We start from the raw sequence: 17,947 nt of genomic DNA, 5'->3' as shown, positions 1-17,947 counted from the left end.
CGGCCCATATCACAGGCTGTCCCCGACCAAAATCGCCGCTGCGCTACAGGCCAAGCGCCTTGATGTGGGCTTCGGCGGTCCCCTTTTTTGTTTCCTGGAGAGCGGCTCAAGCGGTCTGGAAATCTGTGAGCATACTGTAGGAGGGCAATGTCCTGTTGGCGAAAATCCCCTTGCGGAGGAGGACGCGGTCGGAGTGCGGACGGGCGATAACCTGGTCGAGGCTCCAGGCTTCCAGGATCATCAGGTCTGCCGGACGATCGACGCCGATCGTACCGGCGTCGATGCCCATGATGCAGGCGGGTGCCGGGCCGGCAAGAGCGGGCGCATCCGCGTAAGGGTGGTCGAGATGCAGGATGCGCACCGCTTGACGCCAGGTGTCCAGCATGTCGTGATCGCCATAGGCAAAGAACGGATCGCGGCAATTGTCGCCGGCCGCGGCGACCGGAATGCCAGCCGCCTGCAATTCCTGCACGGGCGTGACCCCGCGCCAGCGTGGCGTGCGGCCGTCTTCGCGATCCTGGAGATACATGTTGACGGTTGGCAGCGTGATGATCGAGAGGCCGGCATCGGCGATCAGCGCGATCGTGTTGCGCAATTCTTGCTCGCCCAGAAGTGCAAGCGAGCAGCAGTGGCCGCATGTCACGCGCCCCTCGTAACCGTGGCGGATGGCGGCACGTGCCACATGCGGCAGGGCATCGGCCTGTGCCGCCTCGTCGACATGTAGATCGACATCCAGTTCCCGTTCCTTCGCCAGCGCAAACAACCGGTCGAGCAGCAGGTCGATATCGCCGAGGCCTGACCCATGGGTGCCCCCGGAGGCGCGGGTGACGCCGCCGAGCAAGCCGCCGTGGACGGCAACGATATCGGCAAGGCGGGCGCCATAGTCGTCGCGATAGGCATCGAGCGGCACGAGGCCGGCAGCCTGCAAGGTGATGCAGCCTTTCCAACGTTCGCGCATTTCGGCAAACGCGCTCCAGGTGATTTCCGCCTGCCCCTCGTGACTGTCGAGATGGGTGCGGATGGCGGCCACGCCATGGGCGTCGGCCGTTGCAAGACCGAATTCCATCCGTCGCAGGAGGTCGTCGGCATTCCAGTGGGCAAGGCGGTCGGCCGTCGTCGCAGCGCGCGCGCCGGGATGAGTGCCGCCGGAATCGGGCGCACGTCCCATGGTGTGGCCCTTGTCGAGATGGGCGTGCGCGTCGATCAGAAGCGGCCAGACATGGCGGCCGTCGAGCGCGACTGTATCTTCGCCACCATCGGCAAGGGCCGGCGTTATCGCAGCGATCCTGCCGTTCTCGACCAGAATATCGACGAGGGCGGAACCGTCCCGATCCATCTCCGCACCACCAGGCGAGTCATCTGCAAGCAGCGCGACCGGAACGCGCGCCTTCGCAAGACGAATGCGCTCCGGTCTCGCCAGACGGGCGGCAAGGCTGGGAAACAGGGAAAGATCGTTCATGATGGGTCTCGATTGGATGGGTTGCCGAGCGGTCAGCTCTCGTCAAACGAGGCGAGCAGACGCTCCTGCGCGAATTGCATGAAATGGCTGCCGGCGGGCGAAAGCGAGCCGCGGGCGCGGTGGAGGATATTGAGCCGTTGCAGCGAGCCGGTTCCCGTCAGCGGAATGAAGACCAGGTCGCCGGTCGCCATTTCGCGGTCGACGTCGAGCCGGTTGAGGAAGGTGATGTGAGGCGTTGTCCGGGCAAGGCGCTTCATTAGTTCCATCGAATTGGTCTCGACGACGGGAACAAGGGTGGCACGCGCCGGGGCAGCCGCCTCGACGACCTCGCGCAGCGACAGCGATCGATCCGCCAGAACCAGCGGATAGAGCAGGCAATCGGACATGCGCACGGTCTTGCGATTTGCGAGGGGATGGGCGGGCGCGACGACGGCTCCCAGCGCATGGCGGAATTCGGCGGCGCGTTGCAGCCGGCTATCGTCCGGCAGGTTGTAGGCAATGGCGAGATCGGCCTGGCCGAGCGCAACCATTTCCGCAACAGTCGTCCGGTCGCCGACCATGATCCGCAGACTAACCTGCGGATGTTTTTCTCGGTAAGCTGCAACGATCTCGGCAATCCGGCCCGCCGCGAGCGTTGCCATGGTCGCCAGCACTACCTCGCCGCGATTGAGCCCCTTGAGGGACTGGATCTGCGCCCGCATCCGCTGATGCGCCTGCAGTGTCTCGCGAATGTGCTGGATGAGGATCTCGCCGGAACTCGTGAGTTTCAGGCCGCGCGGCAGGCGCTCGAAAATGGGTGCCTGCAACTCTTCCTCAAGCTCCAGAATATAGCGGTTCACCGCAGAGGCGGCGACATGCAATGTCTTTGCCGCCTTGCGGATGGAGCCCTGTCGGGCCACCTCGTCAATATAACGCAGCGCGCGTCCATGAAGCATGATGGGTCCGTTGCCTGACGGGAGTCGGATTGACTGTTCCACGATGTCACCGCAACGGACCATCTACAACGTCACTTCTTGGCGAAATTGGCGTTGATGCGCCGGGTCAGGTATTCGCCGGCGGTGATCGCCTCGTATTTGCCGAGCGGACCCTCAATGACGGCATCGCGGTTTGCCTGGCAGAAGAAGGGCAGGGACAGTCGGCGGCCCATGTACTCATTCTCGCGCGGCATACGCACCCGGTGCAGCGTCGACTGCAACTGGTCGTCCGACCAGCGCATCAGCATGTCGCCGATGTTGCAGGTGATGTAGCCCTTGTGCGGCGGAACATCCGTCCATTCCTTCAAGGCTGCATCCTTGCCCGGGCACACCTGGAGCCCGCCTTCGCCTTCCTTCTGGTGAAGGATGGTCAAGCAATCGAAGTCCGAATGCGCGCCGGCACGCCACGACGTGAAGTCTTCCGGCTTGGCGCCTTCCATCGACATGTAATGGATGAGGCGCAGGGTCGATTGATACTGGTCCGAAGAGGGGTCATGCGCCTTGGTGAAGAAATCCTCGGCAAAGCCCATCTTCAGCGCGAAGCAGGAGAGGATGCGCATGCCGAGTTCCCAGTTCTGTCGCTCGAAGCGGAGCATCTTTTCCCGGAAGCCCGGAAGATCGTCTTCGCTCGGCCACAAGTTGAGGCGGATCATGTCCGGCCGGGTGAGCTGGAAGCTCTCCTTGTTATCCGGCGTACCGGTGGAGGGGCGGACCTGTGCCCTGAATTCCCAGCCGGCATTGATGCCCTTCGGCATCGGGGTTTTCGCCTTGACCTCCACCGGCAGTTCGAAGAATGTCCAGGCCGTGTCGAAGGCCGCGTCAATATCGTCCTGGGCGATGCCGTGATTGTAGACCTGGAAGAAACCGATATCGACCGAGGCCTGCCAGAGTGCATCGGCGATCTCGTGCTTGCGGTTGTCGAAGTCAGAAAGGTCGATGACGGGGATTTCCCGGTCAACGGTCGTGCCCATGCCGCCGATGGTCGCTTCCTTGGCGAGTTCCGCGAGGGTGTCTGTCTGGATATTCATACTATTCTCCTTACGTGAATGCCGGCGAACCGGCGGTTGAGGAGCAATGTCCGGGCAGGGCCCGACTGCTTCTACTCCGGATGGGTTCAGCCGTTTTTCGGCAGGCTCCAGGGAAAGAGGAGCTTCTGCGTCAGGACCACGGCCTGAAATAGCAAGAGCGACATGGCGGCGAGCAGCAGCAAGCCGGCCCAGGCCTGTGGCAGCTTGAACAGGGAGGTCGACAGCTGGATGAAATAGCCGACGCCGGCTTCGGATGCGCAGAACTCCGCAACCACGGCGCCGATGACGGCAAGCGTGATCGAGATTTTCAACGCCGAGAAGATGTAGGGCACCGCAAACGGCAGGCGTATCTGGGTGATCTCGCGGAAGCCCGAGGCGCGCAGGCTTCGCGACAGCTCGATCAGCTCCGGCGGGGTTGCCGCAAGGCCCGTTGCGGTAGAGACGACGAGCGGAAAGAAGGTGATGAGACAAGTGATAACGATGCGTGGCGCATCGCCGGCCCCGAGCACGACGATGATGATCGGCGCAATCGCCACCACCGGCGTCGACTGCACGACGACGAGCAGCGGATAGAGCGTTCGCGACAGGAATGGCGAGCGCATCATGACCACCGCGAGCGGAATGGCGATAACGATGGACATCGCATAACCAATCAGCGCCACCCGCAACGTCGCGGCGATGTGACCGATCCAGCGCTCGAAGCCGATGGCGGAGAACGAGCCGAGGATCGCGCTTGGCGGCGGCAGCAGATAGGTCGGGATCGACAGGAGCCGCGCCGCCGCTTCCCATAGCAGCACCGTGCCGATCAGGGCCGCGGCGGTCGTGATGCCCGGCAACGCCAGCACCCGCTTGAGGAGCGCGACCGGTGTACGGCTCTGCATGGCCTCACGCCGCGTGACGGGTGAGGAGGAGATCGCGGAGGTAATCGGAGAGGTCATGGATCGCCTTGTCCTTTGCAGTTTCGGGGCCGCGTGGCCGGCCGACGGGAACGGTGACTTCGGTCAGGATCGAGCCCGGCCGTCCGGTCATTACCAAAACGCGGTCGGACAGAAGCGCCGCCTCGCTGACGGAGTGGGTGATGAAGACCACGGTCTTCGCACGTTCGGAAAAGATGCGCAGCAGATCGAAGCCCATCACCTCGCGCGTCAGGGCATCCAGCGCCGAGAAGGGTTCGTCCATCAGCAGGATGTCCGGGTCCATGAGCAGCGCGCGGGCGATGCCGACACGCTGCTGCATGCCGCCAGACAGTTCGTCCGGCAGGCGTTTCTCGAAGCCGGCAAGCCCGACCATGCTCAGCAATTCACCCGCCCGCCCGCGCTCCTCTGCCGTTACCCGGCCGGTCTTGTGGCGGGCGGGAAACACGACATTGTCCTCGACAGTCGCCCAGGGAAGCAGCGTTGGTTTCTGGAAGACGATCCCGATGTCGTCACGCGGGGCCGTCACCGGCAGACCGAAGACGTCTACCGAGCCGGACGTCGGCTTCAACAGGCCGGCGATCATGCGCAGCAGGGTCGATTTCCCACAGCCTGAAGGGCCAAGGATCGAGACAAACTCATGCCGGGCCACATCGAAACTGACGTCGCGCAGGGCTTCCGTGCGCCCGGACCGGGTTTCGAAAACCTGTCCCAACCTGTCGAAACGGATAGCGGGCATCGCCATGGCGGTTACTCGGTTACGGCGAAGGTGCGGTTGACCATGGTTTCCGGATCGAGTTTGGCCGGATCGATGTCCTGCGCTTCAGAGACACGGCGCCAGGTTTCGGCGAGGCGGGTGGTTTCGAAGGCACCGAGGCCGTCCTTCTCCGTCACCTCGTTGAAGATCAACGGCAGCGTGTCCTTGAGCGAACCCTGGACATCTTCCGAGCCGAGTTCCGGTACGATGGCGGTGACAGCAGCGGCAGCCTTCTCCGGATTCTCCTTGGCGAATTCGACGGATTTCTTGTAGGCGGCGATAAAGCGGGCGGCGACCTGCGGACGGTTGGCGAGGAAATCGTCGCTGGCAATGAGAGATGCGGAATAAAGCTCGAGCCCGGCTGCCGACCATGGCAGGGCAACGATCTCCTTGCCAGCTTCCTTGCCTTGGTTGCTGTAGCGCGTCAGGTCGGTCATCCAGGCGATGATGCCGTCGGCATTGCCGGTCATCAGCAGCGGGCCGAGTGCGCCGGGATCGGCCTTGATGAGCTTGATATCCGCCATGTCGATGCCGGCATCCTTGAGCACCAGTGGCAGGTAGACATTCGACGACGTGAAGGGCGACGTCGCGATCGTCTTGCCCTTGACGTCAGCGACGCTTGCGATCGAACCGCCCTTGGCGACGTAGAAGGCATGCGGCCCCTTGTTGAACAGCGACATGACCGCGGTCACCTTCACGCCTTCATTGGCGCGGGCGGCCATCAGGGCGCCGATATCGGAAATACCGATGTCGGAGGACGCGGAGGCAAGGCGCGAGATAGCGTCGGTCGAGCCGCGACCGGAGGCGATCTCCACCTCAAGGCCGGCGTCCGAACAGAAACCTTCCTGGATGCAGACGTAGATCGGTGCCTTGTCGCCACCCGGCAGCCAATCGAGCTGAAAGATCACCTTGTCGGCGGCGGAGGCGGCGCCGGCAGAAAGGGTTGCGGCAAGTGCATAGAAGGCAAGCTTGGTGCGGGACATGGGTCGACCTTTCGCAATTGGTGTTCGGTTTTTAAGGACGGATAGTGATTGGCGACGCGCTCCGGGTCGAAGCCATCCGCGACGAGCCTGACAATTGCGCAATCGCGTTTTTCAGGACGCTTGCTGCTCAGGCATGCAAAGCAACGCTGCGCGCGAAGGTGATCAGCTCCAGCGTCGATCTCTGCGGATGTCGGGGCGAAATGACTGGTTTTTCCCTGCATTTAGGACACCTCCTCGACAGATTTATCCGTCGAGCAATGTCCAGAACCGAAGCTCAGACCGCTTCTACTCGCAGGTCTTTTGTCTCATGAATATCCGGCGTTCTGCAAGATTTTAAACGCTTCAATTCTTGTGCTGAAAAAAGAGGCGAAATTGACGGAATTGAGGTTGAAGTGAGCAGGATCGTCAGCAAGATGATTGAAATAAAAGGAGAAACTCCTCTGCAGTCGAGTGGGGCGGCGGCTGAAGAAATAAGCGTTCTAATATTTAGAGCGCTTAGCTCGTAATTTTCTTGTCGCACTTTCAGCTTGCATCTGCATTTTCCGGCGAATTTTTCTTGTGATCGACCCACATCTGGACGGTTTCCAATGGCACGCGCCGCGAGTGATGATCGCCGACAAGCTTCGATCCTGCGGCGCTGCAAAGCGTGAGATCATCCCCGGTGTTGAACATCGCTCTCACAAGGGCTTGAATAATCGGGTCGATGGCGGCCACGGACGTCATGCCTATGACGACGGTGCCGATCTCGGCGTCATAATCGAGCTGCTGGAATTCGACAGCGACAAGGAAGCCCAGCCGAAGCGGGCCTAGGGATCACAGAATCTGTGCGAACCGTTTCGAGCTTGTGTCCGTTGCGATCGCGGCTTCGAGGAAATCGAGCCCGATGTCCAGCACCGGCGCGCTGTGCGTCAGCCAGCCGACCGAAATGAGGTCGACGCCGGAGGCGGCGATTGCGGCAGCCGTTATCGGCGTGACCCGGCCGGACGCCTCGGTGATGGCTCGGCCGGCGACGATGGCGACGGCTTCGCGCAGCTGATCCGGTGTCATATTGTCGAGCAGAACGGCGTCGACGCCGGTCCCCATCGCTTCACGCAGCTGATCGAGGGTATCCACTTCGACCTCGATCTTCACCATATGGCCGACGCCGGCCCGCGCCCGACGGATCGCTTCAGCGACCCCACCGGCGATGGCGACGTGATTGTCCTTGATCAGCACCGCGTCGTAAAGCGCGAAGCGGTGGTTCATGCCGCCCCCAGCCCGCACCGCATATTTCTCCAGCGCCCTCAGCCCCGGCGTCGTCTTGCGCGTGCAGGCAACTGATGCCTTGGTGCCGCGAATGGCGGCGGCGATCCCCGCCGTCACTGTGGCGATGCCTGAGAGATGGCCGAGGAAATTCAGCGCGGTACGCTCGGCGCTCAGCAGGCCGCGTGACGGGCCTTCGATGGTGGCGATCACGTCGCCGGGCTTTACCGCGTCGCCGTCCTGAAGACGGCGGCGCATGACGATCTCCGGATCGACGAGGGAAAAGGCGAGTTCGGCGGCATCGAGACCGGCGATCACGCCCGGCTGGCGGGCCGCCATCGCCACCGTCGAGCGGTGATCATGGGGGATGACCGATGCCGAGGTGATGTCGCCGGCAAGGCCGAGATCTTCGAGCAGGGCGGCCCGCACCAAAGGTTCGACGCTCAGGCGCGGAAGGGAAACGAGGCTCATCTCAGGCACTCCTTGCAAGGGCATAGGGCGGTGTCGCGTGGGCGATTTCCAGAACGTCGGAAAGGCACATCTGGCGCCGTTTGACATTGGTGAGCTTCAGCGGAAAGTCGGTGCGGGCATGAGCGCCGCGCGATTCCATCCGCAGGCTGGCAAAGACGGCGATCGAGAGCGCCACGATGGCCGGATCGGCGGCTGGGCCGTTGCTTTCGACAAGCGGCAGCAGGGCGGCGATCGCGCCATGAATGGCGCCGGCATTGCGCAGCACGCCGAGATGGCGCGAAACGATCGGCCGGACGAGCGATGCATCGGCCGGCGCCGGCAGTCTCTCGGGGAAGATGGTGCCGGTACCTCTCACCGGCATGCCTGAAATGTCACGCGCCGCCCGCATGCCCATGACAGCCGCTTCCAGCAGCGAATTGCTGGCAAGCCGGTTCGCGCCGTGCAGGCCGGTTGACGCCGCCTCACCGGCAACCCAGAGACCGGGAACCGAACTGCGGCCATTTGCATCGGTGGCCACACCGCCCATGTGATAGTGAACGGCCGGGCGAACCGGAATGAGGTCTTTCGCCGGATCGATGTCGGCCTCGCCGCAAAGGGCGGAGATGACAGGAAAGCGGGCGGCAAAGCGGCTGCCGAGAGCAGCGCGGGCATCGAGGAAGACCCTGCCGCCACGGGCAATTTCGGCGCTGATCGCCCGGGCCACCACGTCGCGCGGCGCAAGTTCGGCGCCTGGAGTGCGGGCCATGAACCGTTCGCCGCGTTCGTTGAGGAGCAAAGCCCCCTCCCCGCGCACCGCCTCGCTGACCAACGCCAGCGGCCGGCGGCGTGAATCGAGCGCGGTCGGATGGAACTGGACGAATTCCATATCGGCGAGCGCTGCACCGGCTCTTGCCGCAAGCGCGATCCCCTGGCCAAAATTGCCCATTGGATTGGTGGTCGCGTCGTAAAGCCCGCCGATGCCGCCGGCGGCGAGCACCAGCCGCGATGTCGGCAGGATGGCGGCGCCTTTCGCGGTCGCGCAAAGCAGGCCGGCGACCTTTTCGCCGTCCATCACAATCCGCCGCGCCTCGAAGCCTTCGAGCACTGATATGGATGGCGCTTCCATCACCGCCTTGATCAGCGCGGCGATGATCGCCGCACCCGAGCCGTCGCCTTCGGCATGGACGATACGGCGGCGATTATGGGCCGCCTCGAGCCCGAGCGAGAGGTCTCCTGCGGCATTCCGGTCGAAGCGTACGCCGGCCTGCTCCAGCGCGGCGATCGCCGCCGGCGCCTCGGCGATGATGCCGGCGGCAATGGCCGGATCGCAGAGCCCGTCGCCGGCGGCAAGCGTATCGGCAAGATGTAGCGCCGCACTGTCGTCGGCGCCGACGCTGGCGGCGATGCCGCCCTGCGCCCAGGCGCTCGACGTCTCCGCGCCAAGGGCCGCGCGAGTGACGATCACGGAAGGTTCTGGCGCCAGTGTCAGCGCGGTCATCAACCCCGCAAGCCCGCTGCCGACGATCACCGTGCGTCCTGATAGCTCCTCGAGAATCTCGGTCATATCGCCAACATCCTCTCGACGGCGCGGCGCGCGGCCACCGCGATCGCCGGATCAACAGTCACCTCATGGCGGTTTTCCTCGAGGGCGGCGCGGATATTGCCCAGCGTGATGCGCTTCATATGCGGGCAGAGATTGCAGGGGCGAATGAATTCGACATCGGGATGGTGTACGGCGACATTGTCGCTCATCGAGCATTCGGTGAGCAGCACGACGCGCGCCGGCTTCTGCCTGCCGACATAGTCCGACATGACAGCGGTGGAGCCGGCGAAATCGGCTTCGGCCACGACGTCGGGCGGGCATTCGGGATGGGCGAGCACCGTGACGCCCGGATGGTTTTCGCGCAACTGGCGCACGTCTTCGGCGGTGAAGAGTTCATGCACCTCGCAATGGCCATGCCAGGCGATGATCTCGACATCAGTTTCGCGGGCGACGTTGCGCGCCAGATATTCGTCCGGGATCATCAGCACCTTCGGCACGCCGAGCGACTCCACCACCTGCTTGGCATTGCCCGAGGTGCAGCAGATGTCGGAGGCAGCCTTCACTGCGGCAGAGGTGTTGACATAGGTGACGATGGGCACGCCGGGATGGGCCTGGCGCAGCAACGCAATATCCTCGGGCGTGATCGAATCCGCCAGCGAACAGCCGGCGCCAAGATCCGGGATCAGCACGGTCTTCTCGGGGTTCAGCAGCTTGGCGGTCTCGGCCATGAAATGCACGCCGGCAAGTACGATGACATCGGCATCGACCTCGATTGCCTTGCGGGCGAGCGCCAGACTGTCGCCGACGATATCGGCGACGCCGTGGAAGATCTCCGGTGTCTGATAGTTATGCGCGAGAATGACGGCGTTGCGGCGGCGCTTGAGTTCGAGGATCGCGTCGACGTCATTTTCGAACGTCAGCCATTCGGCTTTGGGAATGACGCGGCTGACGCGCTCGTAGAGCGAGGATGCGGAAACAGGATAATTCATGACCGGCTCCTAATTATGCTCTCTTTGAGCATATCATAGGCGCAGAGATATTCTCACAGTGAGCATATGTCAATTGCGGGAGAGCGGTAATTTCGTTCCGGCCAGCGCCCGTTCTTCGAGAACGGTATGGCGAAAGCGGAAGAGCTTGGCCGGCCGGCCGCCGGTTTCGCTTTCCGTGCCGCCGGTTTCCTCGACCAGTTCCTGCTGTTCGATGAGGCGGCGGAAATTCTGCTTGTGCAGCGTCAGTCCCGCCAAGGCCTCGATGGTGCGCTGCAGCCTCAACAGCGTAAAACTCTCCGGCATCAGCTCGAAGACGACGGGGCGGTATTTGATCTTGGCACGCAGCCGGGCGATACCGGTTGCGAGAATACGGCGGTGATCGGCAAACATTGCGCGGCCGAGATTGGCCTCTGCGTCGCATCCGGCTTCCGCGACGAGCCTTGCTTCGTAAAGCAGTTCATAGCGCTGCAGCGCCAGATCCTCGTTCCAGCCGCCGCCGTCGAGGCCGAAAGTGAAATCTGCCCGGCGATGGCGATGGTCGCGCCTTGCCGGATCGGCATCGGCCCAGCTCCTCAGGCGCGCCATGATCTCGTTAAGCACGGCTGGCCGGCCCTGCCGGTGGTCTTCCCAGGGGAAATATTCGTACCAGCCGTGCCATCCCGGCCGGCCGGCGCCCGACTGCTCGTTGACCAGGCCGAGATAGCTGATCGAGATCGTCCGCCCGCCCGGGATGTCGTTGTTCCGGTCGCGGTCGGCGAAGGTATACAGCTGTTCGAGATAGCCGACGGGATGTTCCGTCTGCTCCTGCACCCATTCGCGCAGCCCCGATTGCAGGGTGCGATGCCCCATCTCGAAAGGCCCCGACGGCAGCGCATTGCCAGAACGGATGGTCATCACGCGCGGTTCGTCCCCCGTCACCGCGACGAGCACCGCAATCAATTCCGCATGCGCAAAGCCGATCGTCACAGGGGACCGAATACTCCGTTCCGAATGAATCGAACGGATAATTCCTGACACAGGCCGGGACGGAAGCCAATGGAGAGGAGGCGCCTTTGCGGCGCTTCCCACATGATGAAGGCAATAGAGCGCGTTTGCCCTCAGCTATGGCTCGTCTCACTCCTCAGCCGGTCCAGAAACATCTCCAGTTCCGCCTCGTCGATACCGACGAGATGGCGCTTTTCTGGGTAGGCGCCGGTCCTGACATCCTCGGCGAATTCGGTGAAGGCGGCGATGCGCTCGCGCTGCAGCCGGTCGTGTTCGGCGGCGAAATTGCGATAGACCTTGGCATGGCGGGGATAGTGGTCGCGATTGGCGCCGAGCACATCGTCGGCGAAGAGATATTGGGCGTCGCAGCCACTGCCTGCGCCCATGGAGATCATCAGCATCGAAGTGTTGCTGCTGATGGCGGCAGCGACATCCCCCGGCACGACTTCGATTTCGGCGGCGAAGGCGCCGGCCTCTTCCAGCGCCTTGGTCTGCCGCCAGATCTCGGCCGCACTCGCCGCCGTCTTGCCGACGGCGCGGAAGCCGCCGGTCCAGGTCGCCTTGGAGGGGATCAGTCCGAGATGGCCGCAGACGGGAATGCCCTCGTCGCGCAGGCGCCGGATCGTCTGCAGGCTTGCGGCGCAATAGACCGCATCGCCGCCCGCCTTCAGCGCCACGAAGGCCGCACGCAAATAGTCCTCGGCCGAGACATGGTCGCCATATTCGAGCCCTGGAATGGCAAAGGGAGTGGGCGCGGCCTCACGAAAAACCGGTCCGAGCAGCGAGGGCGGCACGGAGACGATGTCGATCCCCGCCTTTTCGGCGGCTTCTGCCTCCTCCAGCGTGGTGACGCGCAGCATGGTGAGCTGACGCTTGCCTTTTTCCGCAAGCAGATCGGCGACGGTTGCGCGTCTATGTTTCTTCATCGTCAAATTCCTTTGAAAAAATCGGGTGAAAATATCGGGCAGCTCACGCGGCCAGCAGGGATTTCAGCTTGATGTCGCTGGCTGCGAGCGCTGCCGGGTTCGGATGGGCGCGTGCTGCGATCAGCATTTCGGCGAGCCTGATGTCGCGTGCCACCGCATTGCCCGGCCCGATGCCGCTTGCGGCGATCAATCGTCCGCCGGCATCGAGATGGAAGAGAATGAAGGCGCCTGCGCCGAGATCGCGGCGCTGATGCGTGACGGCCCCTTCGGCAAGGCCTGATATCTGCAGCGTCATGTCGTATTGGTCAGACCAGAACCACGGCACGGATGAAACGGCGTCCTCGAGGTCGAGCATGTTGGCCGCGGCCAATGTGCCCTGCTCCTGGGCATTGCGCCAGGATTCGAGCCGCACCCGCCGGCCGCCATAGATCGACAGCGGAAAGGAGCAGCAGTCGCCGGCGGCAAAAACATCCGGTGCCGAGGTCTGGAGATATGCATCGACGGCAATGCCGTTATCGATCGTGAGCCCTGCCCTTTCGGCGATCTCGACATTCGGCCGGGCGCCGATGCCGACCAGGACGAGATCGGCTGTTATCGCCTCACCGGTCGACAGTCTGATCAGCGCCTTGCCACTTTCCTCGGTCAGCGCCTCGATCGAGACGCCGCAGCGGATCTCGACGCCTTCGGCGCGGTGGCGCTCGGTGAGAAGATGGGCGATCTCCTCCGGCACGCCGCGCTTCAGCACGCGTTCCAGCCCCTCGATGACCGTGACCTCGGCGCCGAGCAGCCGTGCGGTCGCTGCAAGTTCCAGCCCGATGAAGCCGCCGCCGATGATGGCAATATGCCGTCCCGGCTTCATGACATCGCGCAATGCCGTTGCATCGTGATGCGTCCGCAGCGAGCGAATGTGGGCGCTGCCCTCCGGCGCGCCGGGGAAAGAACGCGCGGCCGCACCCGTCGCAAGCAGAAGCTTGTCGTAGGAAAGCACGGTCCCGTCCGAAAGCCTGACGATCCTGGATGCGGTGTCGAGATCCCTTGCCTCGAGGCCGGTCAGCAGCCGGACGCTGTTTTCGATATATTTTTCCGCCGCGGCGATGAATATCGGATCGCTTGCATCGGCGGACCTAGCCTTCGAAAGCGGCGGGCGTTCATAGGGATGAAGAGCTTCGGCTCCAACAAGCGTGATCTCGCCGTCAAAACCCTTCTCCCGCAATGCGAAGGCGGCGCGCGCACCACATTCGCCTGCGCCCAGGATAACGAAGTGAGCCACAGCAGCCTCCCTCAGACCGAGATGAAGACGGCGCCGTCTTCGATCTTGACAGGATAGGTCTTGAGATTGACGCAGACCGGCGCGCCCTTGGCTTCGCCCGTCTTATAGTTGAAGCGGCCGTTATGTTTCGGACATTCGATGATCTCATCCATGACAAGCCCGTCGGCGAGATGGATATGTTCATGCGTGCAAAGCCCGTCGGTGGCGAAGAATTCGTCGTCCGGGCTGCGATAGACCGCGAAGGTGCGCCCGTCGTGATCGAAGCGGATGACATCCTCCTCATCGATCTCGTCCTTGCCGCAAACCTCAATCCAATTTCCGCTCATCTTGTCCTCCCTCGATTGTCTTTATTGCGCGGCCGGGGCCAGCTCGTTGTGGAATTCCTCGCGATAGGGCCGCGCGGTGGCCGGCAGTTCGCGCTTCAGGAAATAGTCCTCGTTGCGCAGCTGGCGTAGGAAGGCTGGGATCATCTCGCGATAGCCGGACCAGATCGATGGGTTTGGCGCCGGCAGGTCGTGCTTGATCATCGCGTGCAGCTGGGGCAGCGCGTGGTAGGGCACCATCGGAAACATGTGATGTTCGACGTGGTAATTCATGTTCCAGTAGATGAAGCGGCTGATCGGGTTCATATAGACCGTGCGGCTGTTCAGCCGATGGTCGGTCACATTGTCGGCAAGGCCGCCATGCTGCAGCAGACCGGTCAGCACATGGTGCCAGGCGCCATAGAGGCGCGGCAGGCCAATCAGCATCAGCGGCAGGATCGACCCCATGGCGATCGTGGCCGCGATCGTCGCGACATAGATTGCTAGCCAGATGCGGGCGAAACGGATCGCCTTCGGCTGCTCCATCTCCGGGATGAAGGTCTTTTCCGCCGCGCTGACGCCGCCGAAGGCATTGCGCAGCATGTCGACGACCGCATGCCAGGCGTCGAGGATGCCGAAGAAATTGAGCACCAGCCGGAAGAGATCGGGCGGCCGCATGACGGCGATCTCGGGATCGCGGCCGACGATGACCGTGTCGGTGTGATGGCGCGCATGGCTCCAGCGCCAGGTCACCGGATTGCGCATGATCATGAAGCAGGCAATCTGATAGACGGTATCGTTCATCCAGCGCGTCTTGAAGGCGGTGCCATGGCCGCATTCGTGCCAGCGGCTGTCGGAGGCCGAGCCGTAGAGCACGCCATAGGCGAGGAAGAAGGGCAGCGCGATCCACGAGCCCCAGAAATAGATGCCGAGCCCGGCCAAGACCACCATGCTGCCGAGCCAGAGGGCCGTGTCGCGGATTGCCGTTGCATCGGAGCGCTGCATCAGCGCCTTCATCTCCTTGCGCGGAATGTCGGTGTGATACCATTCGGCTGCCGCCAGCCCCGCCTCGACGGCGGTGCGGCCGCTTTCGCCGAGAAGGTCGTAGTCGCGCTTCTTTGTCTGGGTCGTCATTACCCGCCTCCCGTTGCCCTTGCCTGGAGAATAGGTTGACTTTGGAAAGCGCTCAATGCAGGCTTGATATAATCTATCAAAAGCCATCATGAATGACTTGCATTCATGATCGAATCCATCAGGAACGCCGATGCGCCGTCCCACCATATCCGATCTCGCCCGCGCCTCCGGCGTCAGCGTCGCCACCGTCGACCGTGTTCTTAACGCGCGCCACCGCGTGCGCGAGGAAACAGCGCGACGGGTCTATGATGCGGCGCAGTCGATCGGCTATCACGCTGTCGGGCTGATCAAGCAGCGCGTCTTCGAGGATCTGCCGCAATACAGGCTCGCCTTCCTGCTGCAGAAGCCGATGCAGCCCTTCTATCAGAGCTTCGTGCGGGAGATTGAAACAGCAGCGCGCGCGGTGACGAGCGCGCGCATCCAGACGCAAATCGACTTTCCGTCAGCCGCGACACCGGCTGCGATCGTCGAAAAGATCAAGACGCTCGGCGCCCGCAACCAGGCCGTTGCTCTCGTCGGTCCGGATTATCCGGCGGTGACGACGGCTGTGGAGGAGCTGAAGGAGCGCGGCATCCCGGTCTTCTCGCTGCTCTCCGATCTCGCCACGGGCGTGCGCGACGCCTATCTCGGGGTCAACAACCGCAAGGTCGGGCGCACCGCCGCCTGGACGATCGCGCGCACGGCGCGCCAGCCCGGCAAGGTCGCCTGTTTCGTCGGCAGCCATCGCTTTCACGGCCATGAGCTCAGAGAAATCGGCTTCCGCTCGTATTTTCGCGAGAATGCGCCGGAGTTCGATGTCGTCGACACGCTGATCAATCTCGAGACCGCCGAAATCACCCATGAGGCAACGTTGACGCTGCTGCAGAAACATTCCGATCTTGTCGGCCTCTATGTCTGCGGCGGCGGCATGGAGGGGGCAATCTCGGCGTTTCGCGAAGAAGGCGTCGGCGGCAAGATCGTTCTCGTGGTCAACGAGCTGACCCCCGACAGCAAAGCTGGTCTTGCCGACGATATCGTCGCCATGGCGATCGGCACCCCCCTCCCCGCCCTCTGCAAGGATCTGATGGTGCTGATGACAAGCGCCATCGAAAATGGCGAAACGGCGGTTCCCGGACAACTCTTCCTGCCTTTCGATATTCATATCTCGGAGAACATCTAAGCAATGATGGAAGTCCATCATTTCTTTGGAAATTCTCTCAGCAATGAAAGCGGCCACCGGCGATGACGGATGGATTGCGACGCGAATTCCGATAGAGATTCCCTGACCCATTCGCGAGGACTGCTCCGCCGTGACGCGGAGATCAGGAGGAGATATCAATCATGACTACGATCCGTTTTGCGCTCAACCATATGGCAGCACCATCGCTCGCCATCGAAGACTTTTTCGCGCTGGCCAGATCGCTCGGCATCGATGCCGTCGAGATCCGCAACGACCTTTCAGGCAATGCCATTCTCGACGGCACCAAACCCGACGTGATCAGGCAAGCGGCTGCCCGCCATGGCGTGACGATCATCTCGATCAACGCCCTGCAGCGCTTCAACGAGTGGAACGCGACCAGGGCTGCCGAAGCGCGGGAACTGATCGATTATGCCGGCGCGTCCGGCGCCAAGGCGCTCGTCCTTGTTCCGAAGAATGACGGCACCGGCTGCGCCGATGGCGAACGGCAGGCCAATCTGCGTCAGTCTCTGGCTGCGCTGAAGCCGATGCTCGAGGAGGCCGGCATTATCGGTCTCGTCGAGCCGCTCGGCTTCGAGATCTGCTCGCTGCGCTCGAAGACCGAGGCGGCCGAGGCCATCAAGGAACTCGGTGCGCAATCGACCTTCAGGCTCGTCCACGACACCTTCCACCATCATCTTGCCGGCGAAGCGGCGACCTTCCCTGAGCTTGCCGGCCTCGTGCACATCTCCGGCGTCAACGATCCTTCCGTTGCTGTTGCTGATATGCGCGATTCTCACCGCGTCCTGGTCGATGCCGACGATCTGCTCGACAATGCCGGCCAGGTCAGGGCGCTGCTGCAGGCGGGCTATAACGGCCCATTCTCCTTCGAGCCCTTCGCGGCGGAGGTGCATGCGCTGAAGGACCCGGCCGGTGCGCTTCGCGCCAGCATGGATTATCTCAGCGCTCGGGTTTGAGACCTGAGCGAAATGTCGGCTGATACCGCCATTGGTGTCGGGACGGCGCGCTGGACGGTTACGAGAGGCCGCGCTGGCGCGGCCTTTCGCCCGAAGCTACTCCCTGCCTCTGAACCGGCGCTGATAGGCCGGATCATAAAGTGAACTCTCGCGAAAATCCTCGGCCGCGAGCGAGGGGCCGACGAAGATGATCGCCGTTCGTTCGATCGGTTCGGCGGCAACCTTTGCTTCGATATCGGCGAGCGTGCCACGCAGGACGCGCTCGTCCGGCCAGGAGGCCTTGACGACGATGGCGACAGGGCAGTCGATGCCGTAAAGCGGCGTCAATTCCTCCACCACTTGCTTCAGCGCGTGGATGGCCAGATGGATCGCCAGCGTGGCGCCCGTCGCGCCGAACTTCGCCAGTGTTTCGTCGTTCGGCATCGGTGACGCGCGGCCGGAAACGCGGGTCAGCACCAGGCTCTGCGCCACGGCCGGGATCGTCAGCTCTCGGCCGAGGGCTGAGGCTGCGGCGGCAAAGGCCGGAACGCCTGGCGTCATCGTATAGTCGATGCCGTGTTTTTGAAGCCGGCGCACCTGCTCGGCCACTGCACTCCAGACCGAGAGATCGCCGGAGTGCAGCCGGGCGACATCCTGGCCGGCCGCAGCGGCGCGAAGATATTCCGCCTCGATTTCGTCGAGCGACATCGGCGCCGTGTCGACGATGCGGGCGTCCGGCGGGCAATATTGCAGCAGTTCGGGCGAGACGATCGAGCCGGCATAAAGGCAGACCGGGCACCGGGCGATGAGATCGCGGCCGCGCACCGTGATCAGATCCGCAGCACCTGGGCCTGCGCCGATGAAATGCACCGTCATCCCG

17 protein-coding genes and 1 pseudogene are annotated in these 17,947 nt (G+C 63.1%); 3 read left to right on the top strand and 15 right to left on the bottom strand.

From position 1 onward, the window contains the following. Positions 1 to 106 precede the first annotated feature (106 nt). The 6 genes from G9X64_RS29960 to G9X64_RS29935 all read right to left on the bottom strand — a co-directional run bounded on the left by G9X64_RS29960 (position 107) and on the right by G9X64_RS29935 (position 6,115). Positions 107 to 1,459, bottom strand: coding sequence for a cytosine deaminase (locus G9X64_RS29960; protein WP_171378001.1), 1,353 nt, complete (start codon positions 1,457 to 1,459; stop codon positions 107 to 109). Positions 1,460 to 1,491: 32 nt separating this feature from the next. After that, positions 1,492 to 2,394 carry a LysR family transcriptional regulator gene (locus tag G9X64_RS29955; protein WP_171378000.1) on the bottom strand — a complete coding sequence of 301 codons (903 nt, stop codon included), beginning with the start codon at positions 2,392 to 2,394 and terminating at the stop codon, positions 1,492 to 1,494. Between the two features lie 71 nt (positions 2,395 to 2,465). Continuing rightward, on the bottom strand, positions 2,466 to 3,461 hold the full coding sequence (locus G9X64_RS29950) for an isopenicillin N synthase family dioxygenase (protein WP_171377999.1): 996 nt from the start codon (positions 3,459 to 3,461) through the stop codon (positions 2,466 to 2,468). Positions 3,462 to 3,547: 86 nt separating this feature from the next. After that, positions 3,548 to 4,342: an ABC transporter permease gene (locus G9X64_RS29945; RefSeq protein WP_171378029.1), complete on the bottom strand. Its 795-nt coding sequence runs from the start codon at positions 4,340 to 4,342 to the stop codon at positions 3,548 to 3,550. Positions 4,343 to 4,346: 4 nt separating this feature from the next. Continuing rightward, on the bottom strand, positions 4,347 to 5,120 hold the full coding sequence (locus G9X64_RS29940) for an ABC transporter ATP-binding protein (RefSeq protein ID WP_168310433.1): 774 nt from the start codon (positions 5,118 to 5,120) through the stop codon (positions 4,347 to 4,349). 5 nt (positions 5,121 to 5,125) lie between these two features. Further along, positions 5,126 to 6,115 carry an ABC transporter substrate-binding protein gene (locus tag G9X64_RS29935; protein WP_171377998.1) on the bottom strand — a complete coding sequence of 330 codons (990 nt, stop codon included), beginning with the start codon at positions 6,113 to 6,115 and terminating at the stop codon, positions 5,126 to 5,128. Positions 6,116 to 6,712: 597 nt separating this feature from the next. On the opposite strand from G9X64_RS29935, the pseudogene G9X64_RS29930 reads away from it, so the two are divergent. After that, positions 6,713 to 6,829, top strand: a pseudogene (locus tag G9X64_RS29930) (IS6 family transposase); the annotation flags it as partial. Positions 6,830 to 6,928: 99 nt separating this feature from the next. On the opposite strand, the gene nadC reads toward G9X64_RS29930, so the two are convergent. From nadC to G9X64_RS29885, 8 genes are all read right to left on the bottom strand, one after another. Beyond that, positions 6,929 to 7,852, bottom strand: a complete 924-nt coding sequence (gene nadC / locus G9X64_RS29920) for a carboxylating nicotinate-nucleotide diphosphorylase (protein WP_171377997.1) — start codon at positions 7,850 to 7,852, stop codon at positions 6,929 to 6,931. Continuing rightward, positions 7,830 to 9,371 carry an L-aspartate oxidase gene (locus tag G9X64_RS29915; RefSeq protein WP_171377996.1) on the bottom strand — a complete coding sequence of 514 codons (1,542 nt, stop codon included), beginning with the start codon at positions 9,369 to 9,371 and terminating at the stop codon, positions 7,830 to 7,832. The genes nadC and G9X64_RS29915 overlap by 23 nt, the downstream gene beginning before the upstream one ends. Continuing rightward, positions 9,368 to 10,339 (bottom strand): quinolinate synthase NadA, encoded by a 972-nt coding sequence (gene nadA, locus G9X64_RS29910; protein WP_168310429.1) that lies wholly within the window; start codon positions 10,337 to 10,339, stop codon positions 9,368 to 9,370. Before nadA ends, G9X64_RS29915 begins: the two co-directional genes overlap by 4 nt. Before the next feature lie 69 nt (positions 10,340 to 10,408). After that, on the bottom strand, positions 10,409 to 11,407 hold the full coding sequence (locus G9X64_RS29905) for an NUDIX hydrolase (RefSeq protein ID WP_171377995.1): 999 nt from the start codon (positions 11,405 to 11,407) through the stop codon (positions 10,409 to 10,411). 29 nt (positions 11,408 to 11,436) lie between these two features. Continuing rightward, on the bottom strand, positions 11,437 to 12,249 hold the full coding sequence (locus tag G9X64_RS29900) for a 3-methyl-2-oxobutanoate hydroxymethyltransferase (protein WP_171377994.1): 813 nt from the start codon (positions 12,247 to 12,249) through the stop codon (positions 11,437 to 11,439). Between the two features lie 43 nt (positions 12,250 to 12,292). Beyond that, entirely contained in the window at positions 12,293 to 13,519 is a 1,227-nt protein-coding gene (locus G9X64_RS29895) for an NAD(P)/FAD-dependent oxidoreductase (RefSeq protein ID WP_171377993.1), read from the bottom strand. Between the two features lie 11 nt (positions 13,520 to 13,530). Further along, the gene (locus G9X64_RS29890; RefSeq protein WP_168310425.1) at positions 13,531 to 13,845 is read right to left on the bottom strand and encodes a MocE family 2Fe-2S type ferredoxin; all 315 of its coding nucleotides are present in this window, start codon (positions 13,843 to 13,845) and stop codon (positions 13,531 to 13,533) included. A gap of 21 nt (positions 13,846 to 13,866) precedes the next feature. Beyond that, the gene (locus G9X64_RS29885) at positions 13,867 to 14,955 is read right to left on the bottom strand and encodes a fatty acid desaturase family protein (protein WP_171377992.1); all 1,089 of its coding nucleotides are present in this window, start codon (positions 14,953 to 14,955) and stop codon (positions 13,867 to 13,869) included. A gap of 130 nt (positions 14,956 to 15,085) precedes the next feature. Between G9X64_RS29885 and G9X64_RS29880 the strand changes: the two genes are divergently transcribed. Beyond that, complete coding sequence (locus tag G9X64_RS29880; RefSeq protein ID WP_171377991.1) at positions 15,086 to 16,114, top strand: LacI family DNA-binding transcriptional regulator; 1,029 nt, start codon at positions 15,086 to 15,088, stop codon at positions 16,112 to 16,114. Positions 16,115 to 16,275: 161 nt separating this feature from the next. Further along, positions 16,276 to 17,088 carry a TIM barrel protein gene (locus G9X64_RS29875; RefSeq protein ID WP_171377990.1) on the top strand — a complete coding sequence of 271 codons (813 nt, stop codon included), beginning with the start codon at positions 16,276 to 16,278 and terminating at the stop codon, positions 17,086 to 17,088. Positions 17,089 to 17,184: 96 nt separating this feature from the next. Here G9X64_RS29875 and cobM read toward each other — a convergent pair whose 3' ends face one another. Beyond that, positions 17,185 to 17,943, bottom strand: coding sequence for a precorrin-4 C(11)-methyltransferase (gene cobM, locus G9X64_RS29870; protein WP_171377989.1), 759 nt, complete (start codon positions 17,941 to 17,943; stop codon positions 17,185 to 17,187). Positions 17,944 to 17,947 lie beyond the last annotated feature (4 nt).

The organism is Rhizobium sophorae, from assembly GCF_013087515.1.
GTDB lineage: Bacteria > Pseudomonadota > Alphaproteobacteria > Rhizobiales > Rhizobiaceae > Rhizobium > Rhizobium sophorae.
The sequence above is the reverse complement of the archived record's forward strand: the minus strand, read 5'-3'. Positions and strand labels throughout refer to the sequence as shown.

What these genes read in the sequence shown, in the direction of transcription:
- G9X64_RS29880 (WP_171377991.1), top strand. Translation starts at nt 15,086, where the DNA reads ATGCGCCGTCCCACCATATCCGATCTCGCCCGCGCCTCCGGCGTCAGC.
- G9X64_RS29950 (WP_171377999.1), bottom strand. Translation starts at nt 3,461, where the DNA reads ATGAATATCCAGACAGACACCCTCGCGGAACTCGCCAAGGAAGCGACC.
- G9X64_RS29960 (WP_171378001.1), bottom strand. Translation starts at nt 1,459, where the DNA reads ATGAACGATCTTTCCCTGTTTCCCAGCCTTGCCGCCCGTCTGGCGAGA.
- cobM (WP_171377989.1), bottom strand. Translation starts at nt 17,943, where the DNA reads ATGACGGTGCATTTCATCGGCGCAGGCCCAGGTGCTGCGGATCTGATC.
- G9X64_RS29945 (WP_171378029.1), bottom strand. Translation starts at nt 4,342, where the DNA reads ATGCAGAGCCGTACACCGGTCGCGCTCCTCAAGCGGGTGCTGGCGTTG.
- G9X64_RS29940 (WP_168310433.1), bottom strand. Translation starts at nt 5,120, where the DNA reads ATGGCGATGCCCGCTATCCGTTTCGACAGGTTGGGACAGGTTTTCGAA.
- nadA (WP_168310429.1), bottom strand. Translation starts at nt 10,339, where the DNA reads ATGAATTATCCTGTTTCCGCATCCTCGCTCTACGAGCGCGTCAGCCGC.
- G9X64_RS29955 (WP_171378000.1), bottom strand. Translation starts at nt 2,394, where the DNA reads ATGCTTCATGGACGCGCGCTGCGTTATATTGACGAGGTGGCCCGACAG.
- G9X64_RS29915 (WP_171377996.1), bottom strand. Translation starts at nt 9,371, where the DNA reads ATGACCGAGATTCTCGAGGAGCTATCAGGACGCACGGTGATCGTCGGC.
- G9X64_RS29935 (WP_171377998.1), bottom strand. Translation starts at nt 6,115, where the DNA reads ATGTCCCGCACCAAGCTTGCCTTCTATGCACTTGCCGCAACCCTTTCT.
- G9X64_RS29890 (WP_168310425.1), bottom strand. Translation starts at nt 13,845, where the DNA reads ATGAGCGGAAATTGGATTGAGGTTTGCGGCAAGGACGAGATCGATGAG.
- G9X64_RS29875 (WP_171377990.1), top strand. Translation starts at nt 16,276, where the DNA reads ATGACTACGATCCGTTTTGCGCTCAACCATATGGCAGCACCATCGCTC.
- nadC (WP_171377997.1), bottom strand. Translation starts at nt 7,852, where the DNA reads ATGCCCTTGCAAGGAGTGCCTGAGATGAGCCTCGTTTCCCTTCCGCGC.
- G9X64_RS29900 (WP_171377994.1), bottom strand. Translation starts at nt 12,249, where the DNA reads ATGAAGAAACATAGACGCGCAACCGTCGCCGATCTGCTTGCGGAAAAA.
- G9X64_RS29885 (WP_171377992.1), bottom strand. Translation starts at nt 14,955, where the DNA reads ATGACGACCCAGACAAAGAAGCGCGACTACGACCTTCTCGGCGAAAGC.